This window comes from Clostridium sp. 19966, assembly GCF_032335695.1.
In the GTDB taxonomy this organism is placed as follows: domain Bacteria; phylum Bacillota; class Clostridia; order Clostridiales; family Clostridiaceae; genus JACTOJ01.
In genome coordinates this window covers 82,748-96,502 of record NZ_JACTOJ010000011.1, presented here as the reverse complement: position 1 = coordinate 96,502, position 13,755 = coordinate 82,748, and the positions used below count along the sequence as shown (strand labels likewise).

The 13,755-nt window shown below is 32.1% G+C and carries 14 protein-coding genes; 7 read left to right on the top strand and 7 right to left on the bottom strand.

The annotated features are described in order from the left end of the window. Nucleotides 1-194 precede the first annotated feature (194 nt). Both IAI10_RS12975 and pdaA read left to right on the top strand, forming a co-directional pair. Entirely contained in the window at nt 195-1,769 is a 1,575-nt protein-coding gene (locus IAI10_RS12975) for a DEAD/DEAH box helicase (RefSeq protein ID WP_315673703.1), read from the top strand. Between the two features lie 136 nt (nt 1,770-1,905). Next, nucleotides 1,906-2,922: a delta-lactam-biosynthetic de-N-acetylase gene (pdaA, locus tag IAI10_RS12970; RefSeq protein WP_315673702.1), complete on the top strand. Its 1,017-nt coding sequence runs from the start codon at nt 1,906-1,908 to the stop codon at nt 2,920-2,922. A gap of 84 nt (nt 2,923-3,006) precedes the next feature. Here the strand turns inward: pdaA and IAI10_RS12965 are convergent, their stop codons facing one another. The 3 genes from IAI10_RS12965 to IAI10_RS12955 form a co-directional block, all read right to left on the bottom strand. After that, entirely contained in the window at nt 3,007-3,816 is an 810-nt protein-coding gene (locus tag IAI10_RS12965; RefSeq protein ID WP_315673701.1) for a GNAT family N-acetyltransferase, read from the bottom strand. Between the two features lie 75 nt (nt 3,817-3,891). Continuing rightward, complete coding sequence (locus IAI10_RS12960) at nt 3,892-4,611, bottom strand: PP2C family serine/threonine-protein phosphatase (RefSeq protein ID WP_315673700.1); 720 nt, start codon at nt 4,609-4,611, stop codon at nt 3,892-3,894. 271 nt (nt 4,612-4,882) lie between these two features. Continuing rightward, nucleotides 4,883-5,755, bottom strand: a complete 873-nt coding sequence (locus IAI10_RS12955) for a radical SAM/SPASM domain-containing protein (protein WP_315673699.1) — start codon at nt 5,753-5,755, stop codon at nt 4,883-4,885. 98 nt (nt 5,756-5,853) lie between these two features. Here IAI10_RS12955 and IAI10_RS12950 point away from each other — a divergent pair, with 98 nt between their 5' ends. From IAI10_RS12950 to IAI10_RS12930, 5 genes are all read left to right on the top strand, one after another. Further along, nucleotides 5,854-6,237, top strand: coding sequence for a VOC family protein (locus IAI10_RS12950; protein ID WP_315673698.1), 384 nt, complete (start codon nt 5,854-5,856; stop codon nt 6,235-6,237). A 199-nt stretch (nt 6,238-6,436) separates the two neighbouring features. Beyond that, entirely contained in the window at nt 6,437-6,631 is a 195-nt protein-coding gene (locus tag IAI10_RS12945; protein ID WP_315673697.1) for a hypothetical protein, read from the top strand. Between the two features lie 20 nt (nt 6,632-6,651). Continuing rightward, nucleotides 6,652-6,840: a hypothetical protein gene (locus IAI10_RS12940; RefSeq protein ID WP_315673696.1), complete on the top strand. Its 189-nt coding sequence runs from the start codon at nt 6,652-6,654 to the stop codon at nt 6,838-6,840. 25 nt (nt 6,841-6,865) lie between these two features. Further along, a complete protein-coding gene (locus tag IAI10_RS12935; RefSeq protein ID WP_315673695.1) occupies nt 6,866-7,054 on the top strand; it encodes a hypothetical protein in 189 nt (62 codons plus the stop codon). 79 nt (nt 7,055-7,133) lie between these two features. Then, nucleotides 7,134-8,612: a radical SAM/SPASM domain-containing protein gene (locus IAI10_RS12930; RefSeq protein WP_315673694.1), complete on the top strand. Its 1,479-nt coding sequence runs from the start codon at nt 7,134-7,136 to the stop codon at nt 8,610-8,612. A 64-nt stretch (nt 8,613-8,676) separates the two neighbouring features. Here IAI10_RS12930 and IAI10_RS12925 read toward each other — a convergent pair whose 3' ends face one another. The 4 genes from IAI10_RS12925 to IAI10_RS12910 all read right to left on the bottom strand — a co-directional run bounded on the left by IAI10_RS12925 (nt 8,677) and on the right by IAI10_RS12910 (nt 13,751). Continuing rightward, nucleotides 8,677-10,200 carry a radical SAM/SPASM domain-containing protein gene (locus tag IAI10_RS12925; protein WP_315673693.1) on the bottom strand — a complete coding sequence of 508 codons (1,524 nt, stop codon included), beginning with the start codon at nt 10,198-10,200 and terminating at the stop codon, nt 8,677-8,679. A gap of 101 nt (nt 10,201-10,301) precedes the next feature. Then, nucleotides 10,302-10,463: a hypothetical protein gene (locus IAI10_RS12920; protein WP_315673692.1), complete on the bottom strand. Its 162-nt coding sequence runs from the start codon at nt 10,461-10,463 to the stop codon at nt 10,302-10,304. Between the two features lie 76 nt (nt 10,464-10,539). After that, nucleotides 10,540-11,532, bottom strand: coding sequence for an HlyD family efflux transporter periplasmic adaptor subunit (locus tag IAI10_RS12915; protein WP_315673691.1), 993 nt, complete (start codon nt 11,530-11,532; stop codon nt 10,540-10,542). Further along, a complete protein-coding gene (locus IAI10_RS12910; RefSeq protein WP_315673690.1) occupies nt 11,532-13,751 on the bottom strand; it encodes a peptidase domain-containing ABC transporter in 2,220 nt (739 codons plus the stop codon). Before IAI10_RS12910 ends, IAI10_RS12915 begins: the two co-directional genes overlap by 1 nt. Nucleotides 13,752-13,755 lie beyond the last annotated feature (4 nt).

Below are 13,755 nucleotides of genomic sequence, written 5' to 3'. Positions count from 1 at the left end.
CCAGCTCCCCCAAATTAAAACACTTATAAAATTAATAATATCAATTATCCTATATATAAGACACCATATATTGAAAAAAGTTTCCTATATTTGGCGCAAAATTATAAAATATTTCTATCGTATTTTATAATTAAGTCTTGTTATTATTGAGATACTATATTATAATGAAGTGATTTACGTTTGGAGGAATATGAATGGAAAATAAAAAATTTAGTGATTTAGGTCTTAGCGAAAATGTGCTAAAGGCTATTGATGATATGGGGTTCGAAGAGCCATCAAGTATTCAAGCAGAGGTTATACCTGTACTTTTAGAAGGATTTGACGGAATAGGTCAGGCTCAAACAGGAACTGGAAAAACTCTAGCTTTTGGAGCACCTATTTTAAGTAAGTTTACCCAAAGAAAAGATTCTATATTTGCATTAATTCTAGCACCTACAAGAGAATTAGCAATTCAGGTTAACGATGAACTTACTAGAGTAGGAAAATATTCTAAAGCCAAGTTTTTACCTGTATATGGCGGTCAGCCTATTGACAGACAAATAAGAGCATTAAGAAATGGAATGGACATAGTTGTTGGTACTCCTGGAAGAGTATTGGATCTTATAAGAAGAAATGTGCTGGATTTATCTAAAATTGAGTATTTAGTGCTTGATGAAGCCGACGAAATGCTTAATATGGGATTTATAGATGATATAGAGGAAATAATAAAGAAGTCTAACTCTGAAAGACAAACTCTTTTATTCTCAGCCACCATGCCAGATGAAATTAAAAAGCTTGCTAAACGATATCTAAAGAATGATTCAAAGCATATCTCTATAGTAAAAAATGCTATGACCGTATCCACTGTATCTCAATTTTATTATGAAGTTAAGCAAAAAGACAGATTTGAATGCCTTTGCAGAATTCTTGATGTGGATGAACCTACTGCTGCGATAATATTCTGTAAGACTAAAAAAGGTGTTGATGAGCTAGTTGAAGGACTTCAGTCAAGAGGCTACAATGTTGAAGGTATGCATGGTGATATGAACCAAAACCAAAGACTTAACACCTTAAGGAAATTTAAGGAAGGCAATCTAGAATTTCTAGTTGCTACTGACGTTGCAGCAAGAGGTATAGATGTAGAAAATGTATCTCATGTTATAAATTACGACCTTCCTCAGGATATAGAATCCTACGTACACAGAATAGGAAGAACTGGAAGAGCTAAAAGAGAAGGAATGGCTTACTCTCTTGTTACAGCTAGAGAATACATTACTCTTAAGCAGATAGAGAAGGTTACTAAGAGTAAAATCAAGAGAAAAGACATACCTACTGTTGATGATATTTTTAATGCAAAATACCAAAATATATTATCAAGAATTAAGGACACCATCGAAGCTGGTGAACATAAAAAGTTTATGGAATTAGCTGCTGAGATGGATGATGAATTCACTCTAGTAGATGTAGCTGCAGCACTTATGAAGATAGTATATGACAAAGAAGTCAGCTATGATTATACAGAAAACGAAATTGGATCTTCGGAAGAATTTATAAGATTGTTCTTTACTGTAGGAAGAATAGATGGTTTGACTCCTAAAGTCCTTCTTCAATTTTTAAATAAAAATGCTGGAGTAAACCGTGAAAATGTTGGAAGCATAGACATATTAGAGAAATTTACCTTTGTTAATATTCAGGAGCCTTTAGTAAATACAATACTTAAGAATTGTAATGGTAAAAAGTTCTCCGGTAGAAAATTAAAGATAGAAATAGCTAAAAAAACTAGAGCTTAATTATGTTTAAAACACTGTTAAAAATTACAGTGTTTTTTTCTTATTTATAGGCCTCTATTCTATATACTTTTTTTTATTATTCACGTATTATAATATTGTCTATACAAAAAAGCAAAGGAGATAGGGGTCTTAAAACATGAATAAACATACTAGAATTCTTATTTTTTCTGCTGTTGCATTAATTTTTTCCGCTTCGGCTTCTGTTTATTATTTTTCACAGCTTGGCGGCCAAAAAAAAGACAGCAAAGCTATTACTAAAGCTACTTCTGCGGTTGTAGCAAAACCTGGTGAAAAGAACAGTAAACCTGCTGATAATAATTCAAAATCTCAGCAAAATACAAATTCTAATACCAGCAATTCAACTGAAGGAACTAACGATACTAATAACTCCCCATATGTGAATGTGGCTAGTTTAGTAAATAATGTAGATGTGAATAAGATGAATTCACTGTCTAATGTAAAAAAGTCTTGGTACTTTATGAAACATGCAGATAACACTATACCTGATTCACCTGCTGAATCTAAAAATTGGATTACTCCTTACAATGCTTACTACGTAGGGGATACTAGCAGGAAAGTCATTTATCTGACTTTTGATGAAGGTTACGAAGCTGGGTACACTCCAAAGCTTTTAGATGCTCTTAAAGCTAATAATGTACATGCCTCATTTTTTATGACTCAGCCTTATATAAAATCTTCGCCTGACAATGTAAAAAGGATAGTGGCTGAAGGTCATTTAGCTGCAAATCACAGCGTTCGCCACCTTTCAATGCCAAGTATAACAGATCCTAAAAAATTTAATGATGAATTCGCTGGCGTAGAACAAGCCTTCAATCAACTGACTGGCAAAAATATATCTAAATTTTTTAGACCGCCAATGGGTGAATACAGTGAACGTTCACTATACTTAACAAATACCTTTGGATATAAATCTGTATTCTGGAGCTTTGCCTATGAGGATTGGGATCCAAACAAGCAGCCAGATCCGACTAAGGCGGAGACTTCTATATTAAAAAGTGTCCATAATGGAGCTATAATACTTTTACATCCAGAATCTAAAACTAATGCTGAAATATTAGATGACTTACTTAAAAAATTAATAGCTCAAGGCTATGAATTTGATACTTTGGACAAACTTCCGGCTAAGAGTTAACCAATATAGTTTTAAAAGAACCCAAATAAAAAAGTGTCAAGGAAGGATTTATACCTTACTTTGACACTTTTTTTAAGTTATATATTATAACAATGCAAGAACTACTTTATAATCTGTTACCTTGCGAAAACCTATTTTTTCTGCACAGGAAAGTGATGAAATGTTCTTCTTCCAAGTATCCCAGTAAGGTACCAGCCCTTTCTCTCTGCATTTTTTTAAAAATATCTCAGAAAGAATAGACGCAACTCCCTGCCTTTGGAATTCCTGAACTGTCTGTATTCCTACTCCACAGGTCTTGTTTCCCAAATATTCAGCTGTACACCACCCTAAAATTTCCTTATCCTTTATAGCACAATAACCAAAACCATGGGTTACAAATCTGTTTTTGCTAGCCCATTTTTTCTCTATTTCTTTTTTAAGAAAGTGTACATTAGCTAGCTTAGAACTAAATATTATTTGTCCATCTATATTTGTTATGCTAAGCCCCTTATCCGCATTAATCTGCTCTGGAATTTCATCAAAATTGTGAGCATAGAGACTTCTCCAATATATCTGAGCATTAAAGTTTCTTAGCTCCTCCAGCAGTATATCTTCCCATTCATCAGTTTCATAATATATTTTTATCATAGAAAGCTTATCTCGGGTATCCTCATCCAATATATTTTCCTTTAAAAATCTAACAGCTTCAACATAGTCCTCTTTATTAGATGAGTGCCCTCCAAAGTAAATACATTGTTCCATGTCCCATACCATAGATATGGTAGAATCGCTCTTTTCATCTACATAAGCATTAGTGGAAACATTGCCCTGCAATATGGAATCAAAAACGAATTCTGACTGTATACTCTTATAATTTGCCCCAATTTGCTGAATATCAGCAAGAATTTTTTTCATATAAAAGTTTGCCCCCTTTTAATATTAGCTGCACTTTAAATAAGTGTATTTTTTCACACCTATTCAAAATTTGCTTTAAAACTTTATAGCCACAAATGTTCTGTCCCCAATCCAATACTTAGGATACCTAGCTGCTACCAGAGAAAATACTTTTTCAACGGCTGCTTCCAAAGCGTTATTTCTCATTATATCAAGCATTTCCTGTTGATTTATGAGACTATATACCAAATTGGAACATAGCAGCAATATATCTCCCAGCTGAACAGTATCCTTGTTTGAAGCTATATCTGGTACAACTTCCGGCAAATAGTTATCAAAATAAGGCTTTAATCTTTCTGGCAAGGCTCCTACGGCTTTAACTGCATCCTCTTCAGTAAGGATTCCATATTCTATCTCATTATGATATTTCTTTTTAGTTTTTAAAAATCTTTTTATGGTGGAACCTTTAATTAAAAAAGATTCCGTATTGCCTACTCCGCTTATATAAAGCTGATTCTTCTCCAATACCACTGCAAGAATGCTGCTTGTAAAAAGTTTTTCTTCTTCCTGACTCTTTTCTATCAATGTATTGTTTGCCACATTTATACACTGTTTTAAGTAGTCAAAAGGCTGCAAACCAGAAGCCCCATAGTTTGCTTTCTTAAAAGCATTTATACAATATTCACTAGCAGGTTTCTCCGTATAAAAGCTTGAACCGCCCTCACATAAGACAAAAATATCTTTATTATCAGAAATATAGCATGCATCTTTAGACACACCTGAAGTTCCTACCAGCAAATTCGCATAACATTCCACAGCCATCCCGCCTTATCAAAATAATACTTGCCACTTGTTTATTAGACTCTGTTTTAAAGCAATCAAAGCCTTTATCAACATTCTTTTAAAACATAGCCTTTTATTAATACAGGTATTTTTCTGAATAATCATACAAAATCCTATATTAAAATAATTATAAGTTTAAAGTTGTTTTATAGTCAATACTTACACCAAAGTTAAATTATCCCTATGCAATCTTGCCAAGAAGGGACAAAGCCCTTAGCAGCATTCTCTTAAAGCATAGCTTACTTTAAAAGCGTGTCCTAAAGCCGCATCTTTTGCAAAGTTCTTCCTCAACTTTCCTTCTAGAAAAGCCCTCCAATATTTTTTTAGCCCTATCTCCTTCAATGATTTCCTTAAAAGCTGTGTCCTTTATATTTCCTAAATTTATAACTCCTTCCCCATCTAGGCAGCAGGGCACCACAGTTCCTTCACTTAAAATAGCTATTTGCTGCTTAAGCCCTTGACAGAATCCTTCTTCCCCAAAACTATCAGCTTGAAGACTTGGCCATTGAAACTCATGATCCTGATTTAAATAAATATTCTCAGCTATTTTCTGACCTCTTTCATTAGTAAACTTTTCTTCTATATTATAATTTAGTTTGAAAGCTTCCTCTATAAAATTAAGTATATGCCTGTTTTTGTTTTTTGCTAAATTAATCTTATTGCTTTTATCTAAATTCCACAATCTTAAAGCTGCAATAGTACCGCTTTTCTCTGTTATTTCTTTTGAAAAGCTCACTATTTCATTGATATATTCTTCTATATCTATGCTTTTTTCATTAGCATCAAAGCTGTGAAGAGATATATTTATTTGTCTTAGCGCCCGTTTTCCTATGAGTTTCGTCCCCACGTTCTTTAGTAAAGTACCGTTAGTTGTTATATTAACCTTTAGTCCAGCTTCCTCGCTTATGTCCAAAAAATCCTCTATGTATGGGTGCAGCAAAGGTTCCCCTTTCACATGAAAATATATATGATCTGTGTATGGCTGTACTTCCTTCACTATATGCTTAAAAGTTTCCTTATCCATAGTATTTGCTTTTCTCTGAGTTTGAGGACAAAACTCGCACTTTAAGTTGCATATATTAGTTATTTCTATATAAACTTTTTTAAATCTCTTCATTTGCTTTCTCCTGTCTTTTGGTTTGACACATCATATTAAAACCTTATACTTATTATATAATTATAATGAAATAGTTCAATATCGTAAGGAGTGATTAAATGAAAATTAATAGAACTCATCACGCAGCAATAATATGTTCAAATTATGAAAAGTCTAAATTTTTTTATACAGAGATACTAGGTTTTAATGTGATAAATGAAGTGTATAGGGCTACACGCAATTCTTATAAATTAGATTTAATCCTTGGAGATTGCCAAATAGAATTGTTTTCTTTTCCTTCTCCTCCTAAAAGGCCTAGTTATCCTGAAGCTGCTGGTCTTAGACATCTTGCCTTTGAGGTTGATGATATAAAAGCCGCTGTAAGCGAACTTAAGGAAAAAGCTGTAGAGGTAGAAGAAATAAGAACTGATGAGATTACTAATAAAAAGTTTACATTTTTTAGTGACCCTGATGGTCTTCCCTTAGAACTTTACGAAAAATAGGGGATGTTTTAAATAAACATAAAAATCAACATTGATTTAAAACAGAACCAAAATAATAAGCACTCTATGTTAACCTGCTATTTAATGGCAGGTTATTTTATTTTTCGTTAAATATGTTATTTTACATTATTGTAAATTTTTGGTATAATATTAAGTAGTAGTTCAATTCAAGTAATATTAAGTAGTGGGAGGTGATAAAATGTGGAAAAAGCCATCAATAGAAATGCCCGATTTCAATAAATCAAATTTAGAAGAGCTTTTAGAGAAGGAATCTCTTGATACAAACGGAGGTGCTTCTGCCAATTCATCAAATATTAATTTAGATTCAATATCTACAATAACTCGAACACCTGGATATGTTAGTGACCCACCCTTTGACTTCAACCAAAATTAACAAAATCGGAGGTGATAATAATGTGGAAAAAGCCATCAATAGAATTGCCTGATTTCAATAAATCAAATTTAGAAGAGCTTTTAGAAAAGGAATCTCTTGATACAAATGGAGGTGCTTCTGTTAATTTATTGAATGTGGATTTAAGCTCAATATCTACACCAACTCGACCACCTGGAATAATCAGTTACCCAGCATTTGACTTCGAATAAGATTAACAAAACTGGAGGTGATAAAATGTGGAAAAAGCCATCAATAGAATTGCCCGACTTTAAAAAATCTAATTTAAAAGAAATCTTAGAAGGTGAAGCTATTGAAACTAACGGAGGTTCCATTAGTAATTTGGTTTCTACTGATTTAATACAAACAATTCCACCAACTAGGCCACCTGGACGAGTTTCTGAGACCTTTAATTTTAAAGAATAATTAAATCAATAATATATAACCTTTTAATTACTTGAATTGAGTCTACTTCTATTATGATTTTATAAGAAGGTGTTTATTTATGGAAAAAGTTAATGAAAAAAACAACTTATTTGATAATTACACTAATTATTTATATAAAGTAGATAATTATGAAGATATTATAGAAAATCATCAGAACAAATATGTTTTATTTAATCCTTCCATCCATTACTGGATAGCTTTAGATGAAATAGGAGTTTCAATATATAATGAAATACATAATAGCAGTAACTTGGAGATAGTTAAGAAAAATCTAATTGATAAATTTTCAATCAATGATTCTATATTTAATGAAGATGTTCTCCCCTTTGTAGAACAATTGATCACAAGTGGTTTCTTATCCTTCAATAAAACTCCTAAAGAAGCAAGCTGGATGAGCAAAAGCTGTGATATAAGCACAGTGGATAGATATCCTTTTAGAGATATTTATATAAGTCTCACAGATAAATGCAATTTAAATTGCCTTTACTGCATTAATAAAAAAGAAAGAAATATAAGGCTAAATAACAATTCAAGCTTAATGATATCAAAGGATAAAATTATTGATGTATTAAAGGAATTTAAAAGCATGAATGGCTCTAAAGTTATTTTTACTGGCGGAGAACCCACCTTGAATAATGAATTTATTGAAATCTGCAGAGAGGCAAAGAATATAGGCTTGGATCCTCATTTCATAACTAATGGTACTCTTCTAAATTCCATTGATATAGATAGGTTATTTGAATATGTTGACAGCTTCACTATAAGCCTTGATAGTGTTATTGAAAAAGAGCTTCAGCTTTTGTGGGGAAAGTCAAATATAGATGTTGATAAAAATATTTATGCAGCACTTGAAAGAGTAAATGAATTTTCTTTAAAGAAAAAAAGGATGACTGTAGTTATAAAACCTATAGTATCAGCAATAAATATTAATTCTTTAGATAAATTAGTTGCGGCGGTAAATAATATTTTAAAGGATTGTGAAGTATCTTGGGCAATGACTCAATTTGAAAAAATAGATGATATTAAAGCTAATGACCTGCTTTCAGTAACAGAAGAAGAGTATGTCTCAAGTACAGCGCAAAGTTTAAGAGCCAGCTATGTAGAGGCTGTCAATGAAAGCACCAACAAGTCAGCTAATAGCCTGAAAAGAATTAATGGTAAAATAAATATTTTCTCATTGGCTCATGGCGGCAGGCTTCTTCCACCAAAATCTCCAAATCTGCTCAGCTGCAATCCATCATTTTATATTGCTGGCAATGGCGATGTATTTCCATGTCAATGTTTTGAGGAAGGAAAATATAAGATTGGAAATGTATTTAATGATACTTTAGCTAATATGTTTGAAAATGAAATCTTTAAAGAAATTCGTGCTAAGTTGCCTATAAATGATATAGAGAACAAAAAATGTTCAAAATGCGAATTAAGATTTCTATGTACAAACGAACTGGGTCCTTGTAATATTAACAAAAATAAGATTAAGGATAATTGTAAACAAATTAATATACAAAAATTATTTCTTCAAACACAATTATCCTAGAGGTAGCTTTGAAAATAAGAAAATCCTCTTCATCTTTTCTGATATAGAGGATTTTTAATAATGCCTACTGAATCTGAGCGGTTTCGTAAAACATTTTACTTAGTTTTTCGAAGCCTTTAAACTTTTCTTTTGCTTCTTCAATCACGTCGATAGCTTCTTGTTTTCTATTGTTTTCTAAAAGTGTGATTGCAAGATCATAATAGGGATCCAAGAAATTTTCATCAGTAAGAGCTATAGCTTTTCTAAGATACGCTATTCCTTCATCCACTTCTCCTAATTTGCAGAGGCATAAGCCCATGCCCTTATTGGCATATGCATCTTCTGGATTCATGGAAAGAAGCTTTTCATTTACCAGTTTTGATTCATCGTAATTTGTAAGCATAAATTCTGAATAACCTAAAAGCTTTAAGCTTTCTTCATTTTCACAATCTATTTCTGCTGCTTTTGCCAATGCCAGCTCTGCTAGTTGTAAATTTCCTTTTTCAATAAATTTTTTACCTTTAAAATTCAATTCCTCTATAGATTCTATTTTATCAAATTGACGCTTTGCTCTGCTTAAGGCAAAGTTATAGGAACAAAACTTGTTCTCAGCATGTATACTTCCACCAGTAGTTAATTTGGCATTAGAGCACCCTCCACGGCAGCTTGAGCCATATTTACATATCTTACACAAACCATTTAGCTGTTCCTTTTTCATACTCCTATTCCAGCTAAAGCTATCTGGATTTTCCCAGATTTCTTTGATAGGTATCTCTTTGATATTTCCTTCTATAAATTCCCTGCTTCTTATAGAGGTACATCCAACAATATCTCCATTATGCAAAATTCCAAGATTGCATCTGCCTGCACCGCAGCCATTCCATTGATATTGTTCAGTTTTCTTATTATGATTCCTAACTTGAATTTCCTTTAAATTATAATAACCTACACAATCGCCCAAATTAATTTGAATTTTACCTTCAAGCATTGCTCTATGAGCAAAATCTATTAAAATATCAACATCTGAAGGCTTAGCTACCAGCTCTATATTCTTTGCAAGATTTCCCATAGGCAGTCCTAATTGCAGCTGCCAGCTCATTAAGCCTTTTTCTATAAGAATTGCTTTTAATTCCTCCAATTCCTTTATATTTATACTATTTATAGTAGTTATTGCACCATAATTTATATTTTTATTTTTTAACAAATCAAAAGCTGCCATATCTTTTTTAAATGAACCTGGCTTTCTTATTAAATCATGTGTATTTTCCAAGCCATCAATGCTTATTGCAATAGTATTAATGCCTGCTTCAACTGCTTTATCAATTATTTCTTCATTTAATAACCAGCCATTTGTAATCATATTGGGGATTATATTATTTTCACAAAGTCTTTTTGCTATTAAATGCCAATCTTTTCTTGTGGTAGGTTCCCCACCTGATAGGGTAATCCATTTAAATTCAAGCTGCCCTAAATCATCACATAACTTTAATGCTTCTTCTGTGGTTAGTTCTCCTTCCATTGGACCTTCACAGCTGGAACCGCAGTGCTTACATCTAAGGTTACATCCCATGGTTATTTCCCATACCGCTGTAATTGGTTTATACTTCATTTTCTAATCCTCCTTATAATAATATGGAATAACTTATACAAGTTATTCCATATCAATTAATCTGTAATATTTAAAGGCCGAATTTTTATGATTTCTATTTTTTAAGCAGTTCTTACAGGATTTGTTCCTGGTGTTGGTTCATATCCATAGCAAACCAATGTACCAGTAGCATCGGCAGAACTTAAAATTGCTGTAGCAGCAAAAGCAGTTCCTCCTGTTATGTCTAATAATTCCTCATCTGATAATATTCTTTCATTAATCATTTTCTCACCCCCCACCTAAAAATAATTTAACTTTCGGCCGAAAGTTCTCATAAAAATACTATTGTGAATATAGCTTTCAATTTATTAGATTTACCTTTTCAAGCAGATAAGACAGTATCTTCTTCCGCTCAGTAATAACCTGAGCTTCACAAGCCATTCCTAACTTAAGTTCACCTTTTTCACCTTTATAACTAACTAAAGGTTTATTCTCAATTGTTGCTTCTGCCAAATAATAGCTTGTCCCTGATTTCTCATCAACAGAAGATTCTACTGACACATCTGTTATTTTCCCTTTAAGCTCTCCATATTCCTTATAAGGCAGCGCTTGAAAATGATATTTTATTGTCTTCCCAGGCTTCATAGCTGCAATGTCCTTATCAGATACATATAACTGAACCTTATATTGTGAACTATTCTGAGGTATAATAATTAAAATTTCCTGGCCATTTTTTATAACCTGATCTATGGATATATCATTTTTTACACTAACTATACCATCTATTGAAGCTTTGACAGTACTTTCATCAATGTTCGTCTGCAAATTAGCTATATCTTTTTCTAGTTCATCTTGTTTTTCTTCATACTGCTTTCGAATTGATAATAGATTTTCAATAGTAGTGGTATATTGTAAATATTCTTTTTTATCTTGTATATTACTATCAAAATAACTTTTATTTTCTGCTACAGAATTTATAAGCTTATCTATCTCACTTATTTCTAGCTGCAAAGCTTTTAACTGTTCTTCATAATTATTTTTTTCTGCAATAAAATCCTTACATTCTAAAGTATATAGCACATCTCCCTTTTTTACCTTTTGGCCATCTTTAAACCTGATATTATTAACTTTGCCATCCACTTCATTGATAACAGAACTAGCTTTTTCATCTGATTTTACAACTCCATTTGTACTCACAACTATATCAATTTTACCAAAGTAAGCCCAAAGCAAAGCAGAAATAAATATTGCAATTAATATATAGGCAAAGGTACTAGTAAACCTATGAGGTCTTGCTTCAAGCAACTCTCTGCTGTCTGTTATTTCATCTAAATTTCGAATGACAATATTCATCACATATTCTCCTCTATGGCTTTAGCTGCTGCAATATTTTCATTAAAATTCTCTGGAAGCTGGTCTTTCCATAAATCAAAGTATCTTCCTCTTTTACTGATGAGTTCACTATGCGAACCGCTTTCTATAATTTTGCCCTTATCCATAACATAAATCTTATCGCAGCTCATAATAGTACTTAACCTGTGAGCAATAATTATTGTAGATATATCTTTTGTAAAGTCATTCATAGTTTTTTCTATAGCTTTTTCAGTAATTGAATCAAGACTGCTAGTAGCTTCATCCATTATTATTATCTCTGGATTTCTAAGAATTGCTCTAGCAATAGCGATTCTTTGCTTTTGCCCTCCTGAAAGATTAGAGCCGTTTTCCTCTATTATGGTGTCATATCTCATAGGCTGCTCATTTATAAAATCATGGATCTTAGCTCTTTTGCAAGCATCTATTACCTGCTCAAACTCTACATCCTGTCTTCCAAAAAAAAGATTTTCTTTTATAGTTCCGCTAAATAAAAATATATCTTGAGAAATGTATGCTATTTTATCTCTTAAAGCTTCTATATTTATGTCTTTGATATTATATCCATTTATTAATATTTCTCCTTTTTCACATTGGTAAAAATTCATAAGAAGCTTAACTAAGGTGGTTTTCCCTGAGCCGCTTTCACCTACTAAGGCAATTCTTTCTCCAGGATTTATAGTAAGATTTAAATCCTCCAAAATTAATTTTCTTGTACCATACCTAAAATCTACATTGTTGAATTCTATCTTTCCCTTTAGGGTATGGGGATTAAGCTTTTTATATTCATCTAAACTTTTCTCTAGCTCTAAATCCAATATTTCTCCCAATCTATCTGCCGCAACAATCGCTGTCTGAAGCTGACTTTGAAGATTAATTAAGTTTTCTATTGGATCAAGAAAATATGCAAGTAAGGAATTAAACGCCAATAGTTGTCCAACTGATAATCTGCCTTGAATGCACTCATAGGCACCTACCCATAATATCACTATTCCAAATATTCCTTTAACCATGCCCTTTATAGAAGCTTGTAAGTTTCCTATCCATCCAGTCTTAAAGGCACTTTTCATTAATCTAATAAATCTTTTTTCTGTTTCTCCATTTACTTCATTTTCTGCATTGAAAGCTTTTATGGTTTCAATACCAGTAAGAGATTCCACTATGTAAGAAGTTATCTTTGCATTATTCTCCATATTTTCTCTATTAATATTTTTAATTGGCTTATTAAAAACAAAAACCGTAATAGCATATAAAACAACTGGAATTACGGTAATACCAAATAAAAGATGATTTTGTGAAAATAAAATTATTGCACCGGCTATAGCCATTAAAGTATCAATCATTATGGTTAAGGTTGCTCCAGAAATGGCCTCTCTTATTTTGGCAGCATCATTAAACCTAGATACAATTTCTCCTACTTTTCTTGTACCGAAGAAATTCATAGGAAGATTAATGACGTGTTCGTAATATCCAAGCATTAAAGGTATGTCTATTCTTTGGGCTAAATACATAAGTAATTGATACCTAAAGGCATTTAATAATATTTTAAAAATGCTTAATACAATAAAACCAATTGAAATTATATTTAGCGTGTTTAACAGGTTATATTGAAGTACATCATCCACTAATACTTGAAAATAAAAAGCACCTATTATGCCTAATAAGGTAAATATTAAAGAAGCAAAAAATATGTCTAATATTAAAGATTTCTGAGGTTCTATCAACCCAAAGAACCTTGAAAATGACCCTTTAGTTTCATCGCCTTTTTTAAATTCTGATGACTTCACCATAAGTATCAGTACGCCTGACCATATCTTAAAGAAATCTTTAGGTTTATATTTAACCATTCCTTTTGCCGGATCTGCAATTAATATTTCTTTATTGCTTATTCTATGTATAACTACGTAATGTAAAAAGACTCCATCTATGACTACATGGGCTATGGCTGGAAGAGGAAATTCTTCAAATATATCTTCTGGTTTGCTTACTTTAACTCCCTTTGCTGTAAAAGCAAGCCGTTCAGCTGCTTTAATGATTCCATAAGCGCTGGTTCCTTGTTTGTCTGTCCCTGCAATTTCGCGTATCTTTGATATTGGAATTTTAAGTCCATATTGCCTTGATACTGTTGCAAGGCACGCTGCTCCGCAATCTTTAATATCATGCTGTTTTATACATACATATCTTTTAAATGGATTTTTCATTTGC